Source organism: Klebsiella aerogenes KCTC 2190 (assembly GCF_000215745.1).
GTDB lineage: Bacteria > Pseudomonadota > Gammaproteobacteria > Enterobacterales > Enterobacteriaceae > Klebsiella > Klebsiella aerogenes.
Map to the genome: position 1 here is coordinate 4,849,224 of NC_015663.1, position 20,684 is coordinate 4,869,907.

At 55.7% G+C, this 20,684-nt stretch carries 19 protein-coding genes and 1 pseudogene; 9 read left to right on the forward strand and 11 right to left on the reverse strand.

All coding sequences use genetic code 11. From position 1 onward, the window contains the following. Positions 1 to 27: 27 nt before the first annotated feature. Together edd and zwf are read right to left on the reverse strand one after the other, a co-directional pair. Complete coding sequence (gene edd, locus EAE_RS23000; RefSeq protein WP_015366000.1) at positions 28 to 1,839, reverse strand: phosphogluconate dehydratase; 1,812 nt, start codon at positions 1,837 to 1,839, stop codon at positions 28 to 30. A gap of 222 nt (positions 1,840 to 2,061) precedes the next feature. Then, positions 2,062 to 3,537 carry a glucose-6-phosphate dehydrogenase gene (gene zwf / locus EAE_RS23005; RefSeq protein WP_015365999.1) on the reverse strand — a complete coding sequence of 492 codons (1,476 nt, stop codon included), beginning with the start codon at positions 3,535 to 3,537 and terminating at the stop codon, positions 2,062 to 2,064. A gap of 319 nt (positions 3,538 to 3,856) precedes the next feature. Between zwf and EAE_RS23010 the strand changes: the two are divergent. Beyond that, positions 3,857 to 4,761, forward strand: a pseudogene (locus EAE_RS23010) (MurR/RpiR family transcriptional regulator). A gap of 125 nt (positions 4,762 to 4,886) precedes the next feature. Next, positions 4,887 to 6,329: a pyruvate kinase gene (gene pyk / locus EAE_RS23015; RefSeq protein WP_015365996.1), complete on the forward strand. Its 1,443-nt coding sequence runs from the start codon at positions 4,887 to 4,889 to the stop codon at positions 6,327 to 6,329. A gap of 99 nt (positions 6,330 to 6,428) precedes the next feature. Here pyk and lpxM read toward each other — a convergent pair whose 3' ends face one another. The 3 genes from lpxM to znuA form a co-directional block, all read right to left on the reverse strand. Next, a complete protein-coding gene (gene lpxM, locus EAE_RS23020; protein ID WP_164926777.1) occupies positions 6,429 to 7,412 on the reverse strand; it encodes a lauroyl-Kdo(2)-lipid IV(A) myristoyltransferase in 984 nt (327 codons plus the stop codon). Between the two features lie 113 nt (positions 7,413 to 7,525). Next, complete coding sequence (gene mepM, locus EAE_RS23025; RefSeq protein WP_015705953.1) at positions 7,526 to 8,845, reverse strand: murein DD-endopeptidase MepM; 1,320 nt, start codon at positions 8,843 to 8,845, stop codon at positions 7,526 to 7,528. A 15-nt stretch (positions 8,846 to 8,860) separates the two neighbouring features. Beyond that, a complete protein-coding gene (znuA, locus tag EAE_RS23030; RefSeq protein WP_015705954.1) occupies positions 8,861 to 9,805 on the reverse strand; it encodes a zinc ABC transporter substrate-binding protein ZnuA in 945 nt (314 codons plus the stop codon). A gap of 78 nt (positions 9,806 to 9,883) precedes the next feature. Here znuA and znuC point away from each other — a divergent pair, with 78 nt between their 5' ends. Both znuC and znuB read left to right on the forward strand, forming a co-directional pair. Continuing rightward, complete coding sequence (znuC, locus tag EAE_RS23035) at positions 9,884 to 10,636, forward strand: zinc ABC transporter ATP-binding protein ZnuC (RefSeq protein ID WP_015705955.1); 753 nt, start codon at positions 9,884 to 9,886, stop codon at positions 10,634 to 10,636. Further along, positions 10,636 to 11,421: a zinc ABC transporter permease subunit ZnuB gene (gene znuB / locus EAE_RS23040; protein ID WP_015705956.1), complete on the forward strand. Its 786-nt coding sequence runs from the start codon at positions 10,636 to 10,638 to the stop codon at positions 11,419 to 11,421. Before znuC ends, znuB begins: the two co-directional genes overlap by 1 nt. Before the next feature lie 39 nt (positions 11,422 to 11,460). On the opposite strand, the gene ruvB is transcribed toward znuB, so the two are convergent. The 6 genes from ruvB to aspS all read right to left on the reverse strand — a co-directional run bounded on the left by ruvB (position 11,461) and on the right by aspS (position 16,762). Next, positions 11,461 to 12,471: a Holliday junction branch migration DNA helicase RuvB gene (ruvB, locus tag EAE_RS23045; protein ID WP_015705957.1), complete on the reverse strand. Its 1,011-nt coding sequence runs from the start codon at positions 12,469 to 12,471 to the stop codon at positions 11,461 to 11,463. Positions 12,472 to 12,479: 8 nt separating this feature from the next. Continuing rightward, positions 12,480 to 13,091, reverse strand: a complete 612-nt coding sequence (gene ruvA, locus EAE_RS23050) for a Holliday junction branch migration protein RuvA (protein ID WP_015365989.1) — start codon at positions 13,089 to 13,091, stop codon at positions 12,480 to 12,482. Between the two features lie 81 nt (positions 13,092 to 13,172). Continuing rightward, positions 13,173 to 13,694 (reverse strand): crossover junction endodeoxyribonuclease RuvC, encoded by a 522-nt coding sequence (gene ruvC / locus EAE_RS23055; RefSeq protein WP_015365988.1) that lies wholly within the window; start codon positions 13,692 to 13,694, stop codon positions 13,173 to 13,175. Positions 13,695 to 13,739: 45 nt separating this feature from the next. Further along, on the reverse strand, positions 13,740 to 14,480 hold the full coding sequence (locus EAE_RS23060) for a YebC/PmpR family DNA-binding transcriptional regulator (protein ID WP_015365987.1): 741 nt from the start codon (positions 14,478 to 14,480) through the stop codon (positions 13,740 to 13,742). A 49-nt stretch (positions 14,481 to 14,529) separates the two neighbouring features. Then, positions 14,530 to 14,973, reverse strand: coding sequence for a dihydroneopterin triphosphate diphosphatase (gene nudB / locus EAE_RS23065; protein ID WP_015365986.1), 444 nt, complete (start codon positions 14,971 to 14,973; stop codon positions 14,530 to 14,532). A 1-nt stretch (position 14,974) separates the two neighbouring features. Continuing rightward, a complete protein-coding gene (aspS, locus tag EAE_RS23070; RefSeq protein WP_015705958.1) occupies positions 14,975 to 16,762 on the reverse strand; it encodes an aspartate--tRNA ligase in 1,788 nt (595 codons plus the stop codon). Between the two features lie 266 nt (positions 16,763 to 17,028). Between aspS and EAE_RS23075 the strand changes: the two genes are divergently transcribed. From EAE_RS23075 to cmoB, 5 genes are read left to right on the forward strand one after another with little or no spacing between them, the layout of a single operon-like run. Continuing rightward, positions 17,029 to 17,595, forward strand: coding sequence for a hydrolase (locus EAE_RS23075; protein ID WP_015705959.1), 567 nt, complete (start codon positions 17,029 to 17,031; stop codon positions 17,593 to 17,595). After that, the gene (locus tag EAE_RS23080) at positions 17,592 to 18,410 is read left to right on the forward strand and encodes a DUF72 domain-containing protein (RefSeq protein ID WP_015705960.1); all 819 of its coding nucleotides are present in this window, start codon (positions 17,592 to 17,594) and stop codon (positions 18,408 to 18,410) included. The genes EAE_RS23075 and EAE_RS23080 overlap by 4 nt, the downstream gene beginning before the upstream one ends. Positions 18,411 to 18,463: 53 nt before the next feature. Continuing rightward, on the forward strand, positions 18,464 to 18,859 hold the full coding sequence (locus EAE_RS23085) for an MAPEG family protein (protein ID WP_015365982.1): 396 nt from the start codon (positions 18,464 to 18,466) through the stop codon (positions 18,857 to 18,859). Between the two features lie 39 nt (positions 18,860 to 18,898). Then, positions 18,899 to 19,642 carry a carboxy-S-adenosyl-L-methionine synthase CmoA gene (cmoA, locus tag EAE_RS23090; protein WP_015365981.1) on the forward strand — a complete coding sequence of 248 codons (744 nt, stop codon included), beginning with the start codon at positions 18,899 to 18,901 and terminating at the stop codon, positions 19,640 to 19,642. After that, the gene (gene cmoB, locus EAE_RS23095) at positions 19,639 to 20,655 is read left to right on the forward strand and encodes a tRNA 5-methoxyuridine(34)/uridine 5-oxyacetic acid(34) synthase CmoB (protein ID WP_015365980.1); all 1,017 of its coding nucleotides are present in this window, start codon (positions 19,639 to 19,641) and stop codon (positions 20,653 to 20,655) included. The genes cmoA and cmoB overlap by 4 nt, the downstream gene beginning before the upstream one ends. The last annotated feature ends 29 nt before the right edge of the window (positions 20,656 to 20,684 follow it).

Below are 20,684 nucleotides of genomic sequence, written 5' to 3' on the forward strand. Positions count from 1 at the left end.
CTCGCCAGATCTACAAATCGAATCGTCTTAAAAAGTAATGCAGGTTGCGCCCTGCTCGGCTCCGGAGAGCTTCTCACGCAGCGCGCCGAACATCTCGCGGCCGGTTCCGACCCGCGAGCTGCTCAGGTCAGGAATATGCGGCTGGCGTGCGGCCAGTTCAGCTTCATCTACCAGCAGGGTCAACTCGCCGGTCTGCCCGTTAACGCGAATCATGTCGCCATCGCGCACTTTCGCCAGCAGCCCGCCATCGTAGGCTTCAGGAGTAACATGGATGGCTGACGGTACCTTGCCTGATGCGCCGGAAAGTCGGCCATCGGTGACCAGCGCAATTTTGAAACGGCGGTCCAATAATACACCAAGTGGCGGCATAAGTTTATGTAATTCTGGCATGCCGTTCGCTTTCGGCCCCTGATGGCGTACAACGACTACGCAATCTTTATCCAGCAGTCCCGCTTCAAACGCCGGCAGTACGTCGTGCTGGCTCTCAAAGACGACCGCTGGCGCTTCGATAATCTGGTTCTCAACCGGCACCGCGGAGGTCTTCATGACCGCACGACCGAGGTTACCGCTCAGCACTTTGGTACCGCCATGGCGGGAGAATGGTTTCTCGAAGGTAGCGATGACCTGATCGTCAAGCGGCGCGGTCGCCCCTTCACGCCAGTCCAGCTCACCGTTATTCAGCCAGGGTTCCATGGTGTAACGCGACAAGCCGAAGCCGGCGACGGTATTGACATCTTCATGCAGCAATCCGCCTTTCAGCAGCTCGCGCACCAGTACCGGCACGCCGCCTGCCGCTTGGAAGTGGTTAATGTCCGCCGGACCGTTTGGATACAGACGCGCCAGCAGCGGCACCACATCGGAAAGATCGGAGAAATCATCCCAGTTAATGATAATGCCCGCCGCGCGCGCCATCGCCACCAGGTGCATCGTATGGTTGGTGGAGCCGCCGGTCGCCAGCAGCGCAACGATACCGTTGACCACCACTTTTTCGTCAATCATTTTACCCAGCGGCATCCACTCATTGCCGTTGCCGGTCATGCGCGTCACCTGACGAGCTGCGGCGCTGGTCAGCGCTTCGCGCAACGGGGCGTCCGGATGAACAAACGAGGAACCTGGCAGCTGCATGCCCATAAACTCAACCACCATCTGGTTGGTGTTGGCGGTACCGTAGAAGGTACAGGTGCCCGGGGCATGATAAGAGGCGGCTTCGGATTCAAGCAGCGCCATACGGTCAACTTTACCTTCGGCGTACAGCTGACGAATGCGCACTTTTTCTTTGTTCGGCAGGCCGCTGGCCATCGGACCAGACGGAATAAACACCGACGGCAGATGGCCGAAGGAGAGCGCCGCCATGGTCAGTCCGGGAACAATTTTATCGCATACGCCAAGATACAACGCGCCGTCGAACATATTGTGCGACAGGCCGATGGCGGCAGACATGGCAATCACTTCGCGGCTCAGCAGCGACAGCTCCATGCCATCCTGGCCCTGCGTCACGCCGTCACACATTGCCGGCACGCCACCAGCCACTTGCCCTACCGCATTGGCGGAGTGCAAGGCTTTACGGATGATATCCGGATAATGTTCATAAGGCTGGTGAGCGGACAACATATCGTTATAGGAGGTGATAATAGCGATGTTGTTGCGCAACATGCTCTTCAGCGACGCTTTATCATCTGCCTGACAGGCGGCAAAACCGTGCGCCAGGTTACCGCAGGCCAACTGCGAACGATGGACGGTATCGCTTTTGGCTTGATTAATTCGTGCGAGGTAGGCTGAGCGGGTTTCGCGTGACCGTTCGATAATGCGATTTGTTACCCGTAACATTGTCGAATTCATAGAGGCTCCTCAAAATTTATCTGTCCGGCCACCGCGCGATGACGACGAAAAATGGTGTAAATGGCACCACCACTGGGGCTCAGGGGCAAAATGTCTACAGGCAGTGTAATAAAAAAAGCCCCGGGGGTGAATCCTCCCGGGGCTTAAAAGATTAAAAATTATGCGCCAGACTGCGCCAGATCATGTTACCGGTAAAATAACTCTCCCGGATTAACGCTAGTCTTACTCGAATTCGTTCCAGGAACGGCCATCGCGAGTGATCATCGCCACCGACGCCACCGGTCCCCAGGTACCTGCCTGGTAAGGCTTCGGCGCATCGCCGTCGGCCGCCCATGCGCCGGTAATGGAGTCAACCCACTTCCACGCTTCTTCCACTTCATCGCGACGCACGAACAGCGCCTGAATACCGCGCATGGTTTCCAGCAGCAGGCGTTCATAGGCATCCGCTAAGTGCGTCTGATTGAAGGTTTCGGAGTAGCTCAGATCCAGCTTGGTGATCTGCAGATTATGCTTGTGATCGAGGCCTGGAACTTTGTTAAGCACCTGAATATCCACACCTTCATCCGGCTGCAGACGAATGGTCAATTTATTCTGCGGCAGCTCCTGCCAGGTCTCTTTGAACAGGTTCAGTTCCGGCGTTTTGAAGTACACCACCACTTCGGAGCATTTCGTCGGCAGGCGTTTACCGGTACGCAGGTAGAACGGCACCCCAGCCCAACGCCAGTTATCGATATCCACGCGAATGGCTACGAAGGTCTCCGTGTTGCTGGATTTGTTAGCGCCCTCTTCTTCCAGATAGCCCGGTACTTTTTTACCTTGCGCGAACCCGGCGGTGTACTGACCGCGGACGGTTTTCTCACGCACGTTCGAGCGATCGATACGGCGCAGCGATTTCAGCACTTTCACTTTTTCATCGCGGATGCTGTCGGCAGTCAGATCCGACGGCGGCGACATGGCGATCATGCACAGGATCTGCAGCAAATGGTTCTGGATCATGTCGCGCATCTGCCCGGCTTGATCGAAATAACCCCAGCGGCCTTCAATACCCACTTCTTCCGCCACGGTGATTTCAACGTGGTCAATGGTGCGGCAGTCCCAGTTATTAACAAACAAAGAGTTAGCAAAGCGCAGCGCCAGCAGGTTCAGTACCGTCTCTTTACCCAAATAATGGTCGATACGGTAAACCTGGCACTCTTCGAAATACTCGCCCACCTGGTCATTAATTTCCCGGGAGGTTTCCAGCGAGGTACCGAGCGGTTTTTCCATCACCACCCGCGCGGGCTTGGCATTCAGCTTCGCTTCGCCCAGGCCTTTGCAGATAGCGCCGAACGTGCTTGGCGGCATCGCGAAGTAGTTAATGGTGACGCGGTTTTCCTGATCCAGCATATCGCCCAGACGCGTAAAACCGCTGGTATCGTTGACATCAAGATTACAGAAGTCCAGACGACCGCTCAGGGTATCCCATAAACCTTCGTCGATTTTCTCTTTCATGAAGGTTTCTAACGCTTCACGCACAACTTTGGTGTAAGCGTCTTTATCCCAATCAGCGCGACCGACGCCGATGATGCGGGTTTCAGGGTTTATCTGGCCAGCTTTTTCAAGCTGATACAGGGAAGGCAACAGTTTACGGCGCGCGAGGTCACCTTTCGCGCCGAAAATGACCAGATCGCATGCCTGGGCCGTTTGCGTTACCGCCATGTCATTCTCCTCAGTTGATAGTCTGGTGCTTATGCCAGGCTAAATTTGTAATTTTCTTACGCTGCACTGTACTGTGTTTACGAATTTCCTGAAACCCTTGGCGGTGCTTTCCCGAGGTTACCGCACATAGAGGAAAAGCGTTCGCCGACAAATTGGGCATCAGGCTAAGAATGTTCGTTGTTTCGTCTGGTTTTCAGTTAGTAAAATACGACTCTGATCATGTAATGAAAAAAAACGACATTTTTTCTCGTCATTCCTCACCGCTTCTGATTGCGGAGGGGTATATTCTTGCTAAAACGCCTGATGATTTCACCCATTAATGAAATCGTTTCCATTGATGAGCGCCTGTAAACAATGAACATGCTGGAAAAAATCCAGTCCCGACTGGAAAACCTTAGCAAATCTGAACGCAAAGTGGCGGAAGTCATTCTTGCCACACCGGCGCAGGCCATTCACTCAAGCATAGCGGCCCTCGCGCTGGAAGCCGGCGTCAGCGAGCCGACCGTAAACCGATTTTGTCGCAGCCTGGAAACCCGGGGGTTCCCCGATTTTAAACTGCACCTGGCGCAAAGTCTGGCACACGGTACCCTCTATGTTAACCGTAATGTCGATGAAGACGACAGCGTCGAATCCTATACGGCGAAAATTTTCGAATCGGCGATGGCCAGCCTCGATCAGGTACATCATGCGCTGGATATGTCCGCGGTCAACCGGGCAGTCGATCTGCTTACCCAGGCGAAGAAAATTTCCTTCTTCGGCCTGGGGTCTTCAGCAGCCGTCGCGCATGACGCGATGAATAAATTTTTCCGTTTTAACGTCCCGGTCATCTACTCCGACGATATTGTCCTGCAGCGCATGAGCTGTATGAATTGTAACGATGATGACGTGGTGGTCATCATTTCACATACCGGACGCACCAAAAGCCTGGTTGAACTGGCGCAGTTAGCGCGTGAAAACGATGCCATGGTCATTGCCATCACTTCGGCCGGGACCCCGCTGGCGCGGGAGTCGACGCTGGCCATTACCCTGGATGTTCCGGAAGACACCGATATTTATATGCCGATGGTGTCGCGCCTGGCCCAGCTCACGGTGATTGATGTGCTGGCGACCGGCTTTACCCTGCGCCGTGGAGCAAAATTCAGAGATAACTTGAAGAGGGTCAAGGAAGCGCTGAAGGAATCGCGCTTTGATAAAGAACTACTCATTAGTAGTGATAAACAATAATAGTCATTATAAGTCAGAGACCAATTATGTCCCGGTAGCGTAGCAGTTCCGCCCGTTAGCGGATTTGGCGCTACCGAATCCATGTTCACGCAACACCAAAGTTGTTTCAGTCAACGGAGTATTACATGTCCAGAAGGCTTCGCAGAACCAAAATCGTAACGACCTTAGGCCCAGCAACTGACCGCGATAACAACCTCGAAAAAGTTATCGCCGCGGGCGCTAACGTCGTACGCATGAACTTCTCTCACGGTACCCCGGAAGATCACCAACTCCGCGCAGACAAAGTCCGTGAAATTGCAGCAAAACTGGGCCGTCACGTTGCGATTCTCGGCGACCTGCAGGGGCCGAAAATCCGCGTCTCTACCTTCAAAGAAGGCAAAATTTTCCTCAACATTGGCGACAAATTCCTGCTCGACGCCAACCTGGGTAAAGGCGAAGGCGATAAAGAAAAAGTCGGCATCGACTATAAAGGCCTGCCGGCGGACGTCGTTCCAGGCGATATCCTGCTGCTCGACGATGGACGCGTGCAGTTGAAGGTTCTGGAAGTACAGGGGATGAAAGTTTTCACCGAAGTTACCGTTGGTGGCCCGCTATCTAACAATAAAGGTATCAACAAACTCGGCGGCGGGCTGTCTGCAGAAGCGTTAACCGATAAAGACAAAGCCGACATCGTTACCGCCGCAAAAATTGGCGTTGATTACCTGGCGGTCTCCTTCCCGCGCTGCGGCGAAGACCTGAACTACGCTCGCCGTCTGGCCCGTGACGCTGGCTGCGATGCAAAAATCGTCGCTAAAGTCGAGCGTGCGGAAGCGGTCTGCGACCAGGATGCCATGGACGACGTTATTCTCGCCTCCGATGTGGTGATGGTAGCTCGAGGCGATCTCGGTGTGGAAATCGGCGATCCGGAATTGGTGGGTATCCAGAAGGCGCTGATCCGCCGCGCTCGCCAGCTTAACCGCTCGGTCATCACCGCCACGCAGATGATGGAATCAATGATTACCAATCCGATGCCGACCCGCGCGGAAGTCATGGACGTGGCGAACGCCGTACTGGACGGTACCGATGCCGTGATGCTCTCCGCGGAAACCGCTGCCGGCCAGTATCCGTCTGAAACCGTCGCCGCGATGGCGCGGGTGTGCCTGGGCGCGGAGAAGATCCCAAGTCTCAACGTTTCCAAACACCGTCTTGACGTCCAGTTCGACAATGTCGAAGAAGCGATTGCCATGTCGGCAATGTATGCGGCCAACCACCTGAAAGGCATTACCGCGATTATCACCATGACCGAGTCCGGCCGCACCGCGTTGATGACTTCACGTATCAGCTCCGGACTGCCAATTTTCGCCCTCTCCCGTCACGAGCGTACTCTGAACCTGACGGCGCTCTATCGTGGCGTAACGCCGGTGCATTTCGACAGCCATAACGACGGCGTTGCCGCCGCGCACGACGCGGTTAACCTGCTGCGTGATAAAGGCTATCTGGTCTCCGGCGACCTGGTGGTCGTCACCCAGGGCGACGTGATGAGCACCATCGGCAGCACCAACACCACCCGTATCCTGACCGTTGAGTAATCGCCTTCAGTGATGGGAAAGCCTCCTTACGGAGGCTTTTTTATGCTTGTTATCCTGGTAAATGCAGGCGCCGTAGCCCTGCTCAGCGCAGCATACAGCTTACTTCTTCGGAAACAGTTCGTTGCGCTTGTAAGGCTCGGTTTCGCCCGGCTTACGCGTCTTCAGCAGTTTAAGGATCCAGGTATACTGCTCAGGATGCGGCCTGACGAAAATCTCAACCTCTTCGTTCATACGGCGCGCAATCGTCGTATCATCAGCTTCCAGCAGATCGTCCATCGGCGGGCGCACCAGCACCGTCAGGCGATGCGTTTTACCGTCATACACCGGGAACAGCGGCACTACACGCGCGCGGCAGACTTTCATCAAACGACCAATCGCCGGAAGAGTCGCTTTATAAGTCGCGAAGAAATCGACAAATTCGCTATGCTCGGCGCCGTGATCCTGGTCGGGCAGATAATAGCCCCAGTATCCCTGGCGCACCGATTGAATAAATGGCTTGATACCATCGTTACGCGCGTGCATCCGCCCGCCGAAACGACGGCGCACGGTGTTCCAGACATAGTCAAATACCGGATTCCCCTGATTATGGAACATCGCCGCCATTTTTTGCCCACCCGAAGCCATCAGCATCGCCGGAATATCCACGCCCCAGGCGTGCGGCACTAAAAAGATGACCTTTTCATTATTACGCTGCAGCTCGTCGATGATCTCTTTCCCTTGCCAGTCAACGCGAGACATCACGCGCTGCGGATCGCGCATACCGAGTTCGGCCATCATCACCATTGCCTGCGGAGCCGACATATACATTGCATCGATGATCGCTTCACGCTCTTGCTCGCTTTTTTCCGGGAAGCAGTACAACAGGTTAATCTGCGCCCGACGACGCGAGCTCTTTGCCAGACGCCCAACGAAACGCCCCAGTTTGCCGAGAATAGGATCGCGGAAAGAGGGAGGGGTCAGCGCAATACCGGCGAAGGCGAAAACGCCCAACCACGCGCCCCAATAGCGCGGCAGTAAAAAAGATTTCTCAAATTTGGGGATAAACTCAATGTTATTTTTTTCGTTTCCATGCCCGGTCCGCAGAAGGTCTGCTCAATCAATAAAGATAATGGCTTAGTTTAGCGATACGTCACTCATCGCACAAAAGAAAAAGCCGGCGCATTACGGGCGCCGGCTTTCTGTAATGATTATTCAGGCTAATCAAAGCGCAGTTGCGGGATAACCTCTTTGGCCTGCGCCAGATAATCGGTACGATCGGAACCGGTTAAGCCTTCGGTACGCGGCAGTTTCGCCGTCAGCGGGTTAACCGCCTGCTGGTTAATCCAGACTTCATAGTGCAGGTGCGGGCCAGTAGAACGCCCGGTATTGCCCGACAGAGCGATACGATCGCCGCGTTTCACTTTCTGCCCCGGTTTCACCAGCAGCTTGCGCAGGTGCATATAGCGGGTGGTATAGGTTCGGCCATGACGCACGGCAACATAGTAGCCTGCCGCGCCGCTGCGTTTCGCCACCACCACTTCACCATCGCCGACGGAAAGCACCGGCGTGCCCTGCGGCATAGCGAAGTCAACGCCGCGATGCGGCGCGACGCGCCCGGTCACTGGATTCAGGCGACGCGGGTTGAAGTTAGACGACACGCGGAACTGACGCGAGGTCGGGAAGCGCAGGAAGCCCTTCGCCAGGCCCGTACCGTTGCGATCGTAGAATTTGCCATCTTCGGCGCGGATCGCGTAATAGTCTTTGCCATCGGAACGTAAACGCACGCCTAACAGCTGGCTCTGCTCGCGCTTGCCATCAAGCATTTCACGCGACATCAGGACAGAGAATTCATCGCCTTTTTTCAGCTTACGGAAGTCCATCTGCCACTGCATCGCTTTGATGACCGCGCTGATTTCCGAGCTGGTAAGGCCAGCATCACGGGCGCTGGAGACGAAGCTGCCGCCAACGGTGCCTTTCAGGACGTTGTTGACCCAATCCCCTTTCTGCAGCTCGCTGCTCATTTTAAAACCATTGGCGACGCGGTTATAAGTACGCGTCTCACGGCGCGACATCTCCCACGTCAAGCTTTGTAGATCGCCATCAGCGGTTAGCGTCCAGGAGAGCTGTTGACCAATTTTAAGATTACGCAGCTCTTTATCAGCAGAGGAGAGTTGAGCGATATCGCCCATATCAATACCGTACTGATTAAGAATACTGCTCAGCGTATCGCCGGTAGAAACCACATATTCATGGCCGCCGGAGTCGCTATCGGATTTGTCATCGAGCTCATCCTGCGGGATAGCTTCTTCTTCCTGCGGCGCCTGATCGATGGGTTCGGAAGCTTCCGGCAGCAGAGAGCGGATTTCGCTTTTTTCCAGCTCAATCGTTCTGACTATCGGGGCTGATTCCGGGTGGTAGATGTAGGGCCGCCAGACGGCGACCGCTAACGTTAGAACGCTCAACGACCCCAGCATAACGCGATGGGGTCGCGGCAGATTGTTGAATGCCTGAGTGACAGCGCGGGCTATCTGTTGCACGTATTCACTTCCTCGTTAATCTCCTTTCAGGCAGCTTGAATACTGATGCCCCAACTGGCTCAGGAACTGAGGGTAACTGTCTTTACCCAGCTTAATTCCGATTCCAAGTGGATCCAGGGTTCCCATGCGCACGGAGGTCCCCCTGGCAACAGCTTCGATGACCGCTGGCCTGAATTGTGGCTCAGCAAAAACGCACGTCGCTTTTTGCTCAACCAACTGTGTTCTTATTTCGTGTAAACGCTGCGCACCAGGCTGGATTTCAGGGTTGACGGTAAAATGCCCCAATGAGGTCAAACCGTAATGTTTTTCGTAGTAGCCATAGGCATCATGAAAAACGAAATACCCCTTACCTTTCACCGGCGCCAGCTCGTTACTCACCTGTTTGTCGGTTGCGGCTAATTTTGCCTCAAATTCCTTCAGGTTGGCGTCAAGTTTGGCTCGACTCTGCGGCATAAGTTCCAATAATTTATCGTGGATTGCAACCGCTGAGAGCCGCGCTATCTCTGGGGAGAGCCACAGATGCATATTGTAAATGCCGTGATGGTGATCGCCGTCACTTTTTTCGCCATTAGCATGTTCGTGACCATGTTCGTCATCGTCATCATCCGTCCCTTTGATGAGCAACGGTTTCACCCCATCCAACTGGGCGATGGTGACCTTTTTCTGCTCCGCAATGCTTTGCGTTGACTTGTCCATGAATGCTTCCATTTCTGGACCAATCCATACCACTAAGTCTGCGTTCTGTAAGCGTTTTACATCAGACGGGCGTAGTGAATAATCATGCTCGGAAGCCCCGTCAGGCAATAACACCTGAGTCTCCGTCACGCCATCGGCGATAGCGGAAGCGATAAAGCCAAGGGGTTTCATGGAAGCGACGACGGCGGCATTAGCTACCGGGGCATGAGCGAACAAAAAAGCGGCGCTAAGTCCAGCGCAAAGAAGCGTATTTTTATGTAACATAATGCGACTAATCATCGTAATGAGCGAAAGTGATGTGATATTATAACATTCAATCGCTAGTGCAACCCCTAATTTGACATGACGAATCTTGTAACGCTGGAAAAAGTCGCGGTCGTCTACGGCCAGCGGCGCGTGTTGTCTGACATTTCGCTAACGCTAAAACCAGGCAAAATTTTAACGCTTCTTGGCCCGAACGGCGCCGGGAAATCGACGCTGGTACGCGTAGTGCTCGGCCTGGTGACGCCGACCGAAGGTGCTATCCAGCGCGAGAAAAATCTGCGTATCGGCTACGTACCACAAAAACTGCATCTTGATGCTACTATGCCGCTGACGGTCAGCCGCTTTATGCGCCTGCGTCCAGGTACGCGCAAGCAGGATATTATGCCGGCGCTGCAGCGCGTGCAGGCCGGGCATCTTATCGATGCGCCAATGCAAAAACTCTCCGGCGGCGAAACCCAGCGCGTGTTGCTGGCGCGCGCCCTGCTGAATCAACCACAACTGCTGGTGCTGGATGAACCGACCCAGGGCGTCGACGTTAATGGGCAGGTAGCGCTGTATGATTTAATTAATCAACTGCGTCAGGAGCTGAACTGCGCGGTCTTAATGGTTTCCCACGATCTCCACCTGGTGATGGCCAAAACCGATGAAGTGCTGTGCCTGAACCAGCATATTTGCTGCTCCGGAACTCCGGAAGTGGTCTCGATGCACCCGGAATTTATCTCCATGTTCGGCCCGCGCGGCGCGGAACAGCTGGGGATTTATCGTCACCAACATAATCACCGCCACGACCTGCAGGGGCGGATTGTACTGCGTCGGGGAAATGGCCGCTAATGATTGAATTACTGTTACCCGGCTGGTTAGCCGGCATGATGCTTGCCTGCGCGGCGGGCCCCCTGGGTTCGTTCGTGGTCTGGCGGAGAATGTCCTACTTTGGCGATACGCTGGCGCATGCTTCGCTACTTGGGGTGGCGTTTGGGCTGCTGCTCAACGTGAATCCGTTTTATGCGGTTATCGTGGTCACGCTGCTGCTGGCGGGCGGCCTGGTGTGGCTGGAAAAACGCCCTCACCTGGCGGTCGATACCCTGCTGGGTATTATGGCCCACAGCGCGCTGTCGCTCGGTCTGGTGGTGGTGAGCCTGATGTCGAACGTTCGCGTCGACCTGATGGCCTATCTGTTTGGCGATCTGTTAGCCGTTACCCCACAGGATTTAATCTCCATTGCATTAGGCGTAGTGGTGGTGGTCGCGATATTGCTCTGGCAGTGGCGTAACCTGCTGGCGATGACCATCAGCCCTGATTTAGCGTTTGTTGACGGCGTGAAGTTACAGCGGGTTAAGCTGCTGCTGATGCTGGTGACGGCATTGACTATCGGCGTGGCAATGAAATTCGTCGGCGCGCTGATCATCACTTCGCTGTTGATAATCCCGGCCGCTACCGCCCGCCGCTTTGCCCGCACGCCGGAACAGATGGCCGCGGTAGCCGTTGGCGTGGGTATGCTGGCGGTAACCGGGGGATTAACCTTCTCGGCGTTCTACGATACCCCAGCAGGGCCTTCGGTTGTGCTGTGCGCTGCGGCGCTGTTTGTTCTGAGTATGATGAAGAAAACGGCGAGTTGATTGAAAGGCTACCCGGTAGCGCAAAGCTACCGGGTTTCATCAGGGCATTTCCGGCGGGGTAATACCGAAGTGATTCCAGGCGCGCACCGTCGCCATTCGGCCACGCGGCGTACGCTGCAGGAACCCCTGCTGAATTAAGTACGGCTCCAGCACGTCTTCAATGGTTTCCCGCTCCTCGCCAATAGCCGCCGCGAGGTTATCGAGGCCGACCGGACCACCAAAGAATTTATCGATCACCGCCAATAGCAGCTTGCGATCCATATAATCAAACCCTTCGGCATCCACGTTGAGCATATCCAGCGCCTGAGCGGCGATTTCCGCCGAGATAGAGCCATCGTGGCGCACTTCGGCAAAGTCGCGCACCCGGCGCAGCAGGCGGTTGGCGATACGCGGCGTACCGCGTGCGCGGCGGGCGACTTCCAGCGCCCCTTCCTCGCTCATCTCCAGCCCCATATGACGGGCGCTGCGACCAACGATATGCTGCAGGTCAGGCACCTGATAAAACTCGAGGCGCTGTACGATACCGAAGCGGTCGCGCAGCGGCGAAGTCAATGAGCCGGCGCGGGTGGTGGCGCCAATCAGGGTAAACGGCGGCAGATCGATTTTAATCGAGCGCGCGGCCGGGCCTTCGCCAATCATGATATCCAGCTGGTAATCTTCCATCGCCGGATATAGCACCTCTTCCACTACCGGTGAAAGGCGGTGGATTTCATCAATAAACAGGACATCATGCGGCTCAAGGTTGGTCAGCATTGCCGCCAGGTCGCCAGCCTTTTCCAGCACCGGGCCGGAGGTGGTACGCAGGTTCACGCCCATTTCGTTGGCGACGATATTGGCAAGCGTGGTTTTCCCCAACCCTGGCGGGCCAAAAATTAACAGGTGATCGAGCGCATCGCCGCGCAGTTTCGCCGCCTGGATAAAGATCTCCATCTGCGAACGCACCTGCGGCTGGCCGACGTACTCTGCGAGCAATTTGGGGCGGATAGCGCGGTCAGCGGCCTCTTCGAAACCAATGCTGTCGCCTGATACCAGCCGATCTGCTTCAATCATCCCTTACCTCACAACGCCGCGCGCAGCGCTTCGCGGATTAGCGTTTCACTGTTAGCATCCGGACGGGCGATTTTGCTCACCATCCGGCTGGCCTCTTGTGGTTTATAGCCCAGCGCCACCAGCGCGGCAACCGCTTCTTGCTCCGCGTCGTCGGCAGTTGGGCCGGCAGGCGTGGTCAGCACCAGATCGGCGGCCGGAGTAAACAGGTCGCCATGCAGGCCTTTGAAGCGATCTTTCATCTCGACGATTAAACGCTCGGCGGTTTTCTTGCCGATACCCGGCAGTTTCACCAGCGAGGCGACTTCTTCACGCTCAACCGCGTTCACAAACTGCTGCGCCGACATGCCGGAAAGGATAGCCAGCGCCAGCTTCGGCCCGACGCCGTTGGTTTTGATAAGCTCTTTAAACAGGGTGCGTTCCTGCTTGTTGTTAAAGCCGTACAGCAGCTGCGCGTCTTCGCGTACCACAAAATGGGTGAAGACGATGGCTTCCTGCCCGGCTTCCGGTAGCTCGTAGAAGCAGGTCATCGGCATATGGACTTCATAACCTACGCCCCCGGTTTCCAGTAATACCAGCGGGGGTTGCTTTTCGAGAATGATGCCTCTGAGTCTGCCTATCACGTAGCGCTCCTGAATAAAGGGCCGAAAGTTTAATGCGTTATCATAAAAAAAGGCTGGATGAATATCCAGCCTGATTTGTGATTATCGTAACCGCCCTCGCGCCAGATTGAGCCGGGTCTCGCTAATTTGAGCCAGGTTCTGGCTGAGGTGGCAATGGGTGATGGCGATGGCCAGCGCATCCGCCGCATCCGCCTGCGGATTTGCCGGAAGTTTCAGCAAGGTACGCACCATATGCTGTACCTGGCTCTTTTCCGCGCTACCAATGCCGACGACGGTTTGCTTAACCTGGCGGGCGGCGTACTCAAAGACCGGCAGGTCCTGGTTCGTCGCCGCGACAATCGCCACTCCGCGCGCCTGCCCAAGCTTCAACGCCGAATCGGCATTTTTCGCCATAAAGACCTGCTCGATAGCGAAATAGTCAGGCTGGAACTGGGTAATAATTTCGGTGACGCCGGCGTAAATCAGCTTCAGCCGCGACGGCAAATCGTCTACTTTGGTGCGGATACATCCGCTGCCAAGGTAGCTCAACTGCCGTCCGACCTGGCGAATCACGCCATAACCGGTCACGCGTGACCCCGGGTCAATGCCGAGAATAATGGCCATCACGCGCCTCCAGTAATAACTCACCCGCAATACCGGCTACCGGCATCACAGCGTTGCGGCAACCTCATCAGAGATTTCGCCGTTATGATACACTTCCTGCACGTCGTCGCAGTCTTCCAGCATATCAATAAGACGCAGCAGCTTCGGCGCGGTTTCCGCATCCATATCCGCTTTAGTCGACGGGATCATTGAGACTTCAGCAGCATCGGCTTTCAGGCCTGCGGCTTCCAGCGCATCACGTACCGCGCCCATCTCTTCCCAGGCGGTGTAAACGTCAATGGCGCCGTCATCATAGGTGACAACGTCTTCAGCACCCGCTTCCAGCGCGGCTTCCATGATGGTGTCTTCGTCGCCTTTCTCGAAGGAGATCACGCCTTTTTTGCTGAACAGGTAGGCCACAGAACCGTCGGTTCCGAGGTTACCACCGGTTTTGGTAAAGGCGTGGCGCACTTCGGCTACGGTACGGTTACGGTTGTCGCTCAGACATTCAACCATTACCGCGGTGCCGCCCGGGCCGTAACCTTCATAAATGATGGTTTCCATGTTCGCGTCTTCATCACCGCCGACGCCGCGCGCGATGGCGCGGTTCAGGGTGTCGCGAGTCATGTTGTTGGACAGCGCTTTATCTACCGCCGCGCGCAGACGCGGGTTGGATGCCGGATCGCCGCCGCCCAGACGCGCAGCGGTGACCAGCTCGCGAATGATTTTAGTAAAGATCTTACCGCGCTTGGCATCTTGCGCCGCTTTGCGGTGTTTGGTGTTGGCCCATTTACTATGACCTGCCATAAAAAACTCTCCAAAAAAGCCGTCTTTCCGCGGCAAACGCCGCGGGAAGTTACCCGGCGTTAATTACAAATTCTTCAATCGCCTGCCGGTTGCTCCACGATTTAGTTAGCGCGGCGGCATCCGACGCGCTAACCCAGCGGTAATCCAGATGTTCAGTGAAAACAATCTGGCGCTCATGGGGCAGCGCAAGACGGAACCAGAATTCCGTATTGCGCTCGACGCCCGGCGCATAGCGATGACGTAAGTGAGAAAATATCTCGAACTCCACCGTACGCTGACAGTCAATTAAGGCCAGTTGCTCGCGAGCAACGTCAATGGCGACCTCTTCCTTTACTTCGCGCGCGGCGGCCTGCAACGCGGTTTCCCCCTCTTCCAGGCTGCCGGTAACCGACTGCCAGAAAGCGGGATCGTCGCGTCGCTGCAACATCAGCACCCGCTTCGTATCTTCGGCGTAAATCACCACCAGAACGGAGACGGGCAGCTTGAATGACATCTTAGTTGTTCTCCGGAGACTCTTTTGCCTCTTTCGCCACAACCTGAATCCCCAGTTCGCCTAACGCGGCAGGATTCGCGAAGCTCGGCGCTTCGGTCATCAGGCACGCGGCAGCCGTGGTTTTCGGGAAGGCGATAACGTCACGGATGTTATCGGTACCGGTCAGCAGCATGGTCAGGCGATCGAGGCCAAACGCCAGGCCGGCGTGCGGCGGGGTACCGTATTTCAGCGCATCCAGCAGGAAGCCGAATTTTTCACGCTGTTCTTGTTCGTTAATGCCCAGAATACCAAACACGGTTTGCTGCATTTCACCGCTGTGGATACGCACCGAACCACCACCGACTTCGTAGCCATTGATGACCATGTCGTAGGCGTTAGCCACAGCGTCTTCCGGCGCGGCTTTCAGCTCAGCGGCGGTCATATCTTTCGGCGAGGTGAACGGGTGGTGCATCGCGGTCAGGCCGCCTTCACCGTCGTCTTCGAACATTGGGAAGTCGATAACCCACAGCGGCGCCCATTTGGTCTCGTCGGTGAGATTCAGGTCTTTGCCCAGCTTCAGACGCAGCGCGCCGAGGGCATCAGCAACCACTTTCTTGTTGTCAGCGCCGAAGAAGATCATGTCGCCGTCCTGCGCGCCGGTACGCTCAAGGATAGCTTCCACGATTTCGGCGTTGAGGAATTTCGCCACCGGGCTATTGATGCCTTCAAGGCCCTTCGCACGCTCGGTTACTTTAATATAGGCCAACCCTTTCGCACCGTAGATCTGCACGAATTTGCCGTATTCATCAATCTGTTTACGGGTCAGCGCCGCACCGCCCGGTACGCGTAAGGCAGCAACGCGGCCTTTGGCGTCGTTAGCCGGGCCGGAGAAGACGGCGAATTCGACCGCTTTCACCAGATCGGCTACGTCTACCAGCTCAATCGGGTTACGCAGGTCCGGTTTATCAGAACCGTAACGACGTTCCGCTTCGGCAAAGGTCATCACCGGGAATTGACCGAGGTCTACGCCCTTCACGTCCTGCCACAGCTTACGAACCAGCTCTTCCATCACTTCACGCACCTGCGGCGCGGTCATGAACGAGGTTTCAACATCAATCTGAGTAAATTCAGGCTGACGGTCGGCACGCAGGTCTTCGTCGCGGAAGCATTTGACTATCTGATAGTAACGATCGAAACCGGACATCATTAGTAGCTGTTTGAACAGCTGCGGAGATTGCGGCAGCGCGTAGAATTTACCTTTATGTACGCGCGACGGCACGAGGTAGTCACGCGCGCCTTCCGGCGTGGCTTTAGTCAGCATCGGGGTTTCGATATCAAGGAACCCGTGATCGTCCATGAAGCGGCGCACGAAGCTGGTGATTTTGGCGCGGGTTTTCAGGCGCTGAGCCATTTCCGGACGACGCAGGTCCAGATAGCGGTATTTCAGGCGCGCTTCTTCGGTGTTGACGTGGTTGGAGTCCAGCGGCAGCGCTTCCGCGCGGTTGATGATGGTCAGGTCAGACGCCAGCACTTCGATTTCGCCGGTGGCCATCTCGCGGTTGACGTTGCGCTCTTCACGCGCACGCACGGTGCCGGTGATTTGGATGCAGAACTCATTACGCAGTTCGGAAGCCAGTTTTAATGCATCCGCACGATCCGGATCGAAAAACACCTGCACGATGCCTTCACGGTCGCGCATATCGATGAAGATAAGGCTACCGAGATCACGACGACGGTTGACCCAACCACACAGGGTCACTTGCTGCCCCACGTGGGACTGACGTAGCTGTCCGCAATATTCTGTACGCATGAGATATCCCTTAACTTAGCCGCAGGCGGATGTTGCCTGCCATGCAGGCGACGAGGTCGCAGCTTTGCTGAATGTCACTACTGAATGAAAAAAGGCGGCTATTATACTGGAAATTCTGTCTGACGATAAGCCCGACGCAGTTTGTACGCTGCTTTGCTGCGCGCTTATTGCTTGTGCTCACATAAATTAACAAAATTTGTTACCCTTGAGCTGAATTAGCAACGGTATTGTAGCGGCCTGACAAGAGAACAAGATACGGGGATACCATGTTAGAACTCAATGCGAAAAAAACCGCGCTGGTCATTATTGACCTGCAAGAAGGCATTTTACCTTTTGCCGGCGGTCCGCACCGCGCCGACGAGGTGGTGACGCGCGCGGCAAAGCTGGCTGAAAAATGTCGTCAACAGGGTTCGCCCGTCATCATGGTTCGAGTGGGCTGGTCCGCCGATTTCGCCGAAGCGTTAAAACAGCCGGTAGATGCCCAGACTGGCGCCGTAAAATTACCTGAAAACTGGTGGGTCTATCCGCCGGCGCTCGGCAAACAGGATAGCGATATCGAAGTCACGAAACGCCAGTGGGGCGCGTTCTACGGCACCGATCTTGAACTGCAGCTTCGCCGCCGTGGTATCGACACCATTATTCTGTGCGGCATCTCCACCAATATCGGCGTGGAATCCACCGCCCGCAATGCCTGGGAATTGGGTTTCAGTCTGGTCATCGCCGAGGATGCATGCAGCGCCGCCTCCGCCGAACAGCATCAGGGCAGTATGACCCATATCTTCCCGCGCATCGCCCGCGTGCGCAGCACTGAGGACATTCTCGCCGCCTTATGATTTATATCGGGCTCCCGCAATGGTCGCACCCTAAATGGGTGCGCCTTGGCATCACCGGCCTTGAAGAGTATGCCCGCCATTTTAACTGCGTGGAGGGTAATACCACCCTGTATGCCTTACCAAAGGCCGAGATAGTCGATCGCTGGTTTCAACAAACTCACGATGATTTTCGGTTCTGTTTTAAATTCCCGGCCACGATTTCGCATCAGGCGGCGCTGCGCGACTGCGACGACTTAAGCCACGAATTTTTTACTCGTCTGGCGCCGCTGGAATCGCGCATCGGCCAGTACTGGCTTCAGTTGCCCGCCACCTTCGGGCCACGAGACCTCCCTGCCCTGTGGCAGTTTCTCGATACGCTACCGAAAAACTTCACCTACGGCGTTGAAGTTCGCCATCCCGAGTTTTTCGCCAAAGGCGATGCCGAACAGCAGCTTAATCGAGGCTTGCACCAGCGCAACGCCAACCGCGTGATCCTCGATAGCCGCCCGGTACATAGCGCCGTCGCGCGCAACCCGGCGATGATTGACGCGCAAAAAAAGAAACCCAAAGTTCCGGTTCACGCGGTCATGACCGCGGAGCAGCCGATGGTGCGTTTTATCGGCAGCGACGATATGGCGCAGAATCGCGAATTATTTCGCGTCTGGTTACAGACGCTGCCAAAGTGGCATCAGTCAGCCACGCCATGGCTGTTTCTACATACCCCGGATATCGCCCAGGCGCCTGAACTGGTGGATACGCTATGGGAAGATTTACGTGCGGTGCTGCCGGGCGTCGGCGCCGCGCCGTCAATTCCGCAGCAATCCTCGCTTTTCTGATATCCTGCTATGATAGTCGGAGCCACCTGACATAATTAAAGGGAGTTTTGGGTATGGTCAGCGCGCTGTATGCGGTTTTGGGTGCGTTATTGTTAATCAAGTTTTCCTTCGACGTGGTACGTCTGCGCATGCAGTATCGCGTCGGCTATGGCGACGGTGGTTTTAGCGAACTACAGGTCGCTATTCGCGTTCATGGCAATGCGGTGGAATACGTCCCCATTGGGCTCATTCTGCTGTTGTTCATGGAAATGAACGGCGCGCTAACCTGGATGGTGCACGTTTGCGGTATTTTGCTGATTGCCGGACGCCTGATGCACTCGTACGGTTTCCATCATCGCCTGTTCCGCTGGCGGCGTTCCGGAATGAGCGCCACCTGGTGCTCGCTGTTGCTGATGGTGCTGGCTAACCTGTGGTATATGCCCTGGGAGTTGGTTTTCTCCCTGCGTTAGCGCACAATACGCCGTTTTCGTTTTTTCGGGTTTAACGTTATGTCTCACCGCGACACGCTTTTTTCCGCGCCGATCGCCAGTCTCGGCGACTGGACCTTTGATGAACGGGTAGCCGAAGTCTTCCCGGATATGATCCAGCGCTCTGTTCCTGGTTACTCCAATATTATTTCGATGATCGGCATGCTGGCTGAGCGTTTTGTTCAGCCAAATACTCAGGTTTACGATCTCGGCTGCTCGCTTGGCGCCGCGACGCTTTCCGTGCGTCGCAATATCGCGCATCCGGGATGCAAAATTATCGCCATTGATAACTCCCCGGCGATGGTGGAACGCTGCCGTCGTCATATTGATGCCTATAAAGCGCCGACGCCGGTTGAGGTTATTGAGGGCGATATTCGCCATATCGCCATTGAAAATGCTTCTATGGTCGTGCTGAACTTCACTATTCAGTTCCTCGAGCCGAGCGAACGTCAGGCGATCCTGGATAAAGTCTATCAAGGGCTCAATCCGGGCGGCGCGCTGGTGCTTTCCGAAAAATTCAGCTTTGAAGATGCCAACGTCGGCGAACTGCTGTTTAACATGCACCATGACTTCAAACGCGCCAATGGCTATAGCGAACTGGAAATCAGCCAGAAGCGCAGCATGCTGGAAAACGTCATGCTGACGGATTCAGTGGAAACCCACAAAGCACGACTGCGCCAGGCGGGGTTTGAACATGCCGAACTGTGGTTCCAGTGCTTTAATTTTGGTTCATTGGTGGCGGTTAAATCCGAGGAACGGGCATGATCGACTTCAGTAATTTTTATCAGTTGATCGCGAAAGGACCGCTCTCCCACTGGCTGGAAACGCTGCCCGCTCAGGTCGCGGCCTGGCAACGCGAAGCGCTGCACGGCAAGTTTCGCGAATGGGAACGCGCCGTTGAGTTTCTGCCCGAGCTGGCGCCCTGGCGTCTCGATCTATTGCATAGCGTCACAGCGGAAAGCGAAACGCCACTCAGCGAAGGCCACCAGCTGCGAATTGAGAATCTGCTGCGAAACCTGATGCCGTGGCGTAAAGGCCCTTATTCGCTGTATGGCATTAATATCGATACCGAATGGCGTTCCGACCTGAAATGGGAACGCGTGCTGCCGCATCTTTCCGATCTCACCGGTCGTACTATCCTCGATGTCGGCTGCGGCAGTGGTTATCACATGTGGCGGATGATTGGCGCCGGCGCGCATCTGGCGGTCGGTATCGACCCAACGCAGCTGTTCTTATGCCAGTTTGAAGCGGTACGCAAACTCATCGGCAACGATCAGCGCGCGCATCTGCTGCCGCTCGGCATCGAACAACTGCCGGCGCTGGAAGCCTTTGATACCGTCTTTTCGATGGGTGTGCTCTATCACCGCCGTTCCCCGCTGGATCATCTGTGGCAGCTCAAAGATCAGTTAGCCCCCGGCGGCGAGCTGGTACTGGAGACGCTGGTCATTGAAGGTGATGAGAACACCGTGCTGGTGCCCGGCGACCGCTACGCGCAAATGCGTAACGTTTATTTCATTCCTTCCGCCGCCGCGCTAAAACAGTGGCTGGAGAAGTGCGGATTCATCGATGTGCGCATTGTTGATACCTGCGTCACCACCAGCGAAGAGCAGCGCCGCACCGAATGGATGACGACGGAATCACTCGCCGACTTCCTCGATCCACATGACAGCAGCAAAACGCTGGAAGGTTATCCCGCGCCGCTGCGCGCGGTGATCGTCGCCACTAAACCAGAGACGCAGCAGTCACTGGCGAAAAAAGCAGCCGCGGCCAGAGCGTAATTGACCTCGAGCGACTACTGACGCTCGCG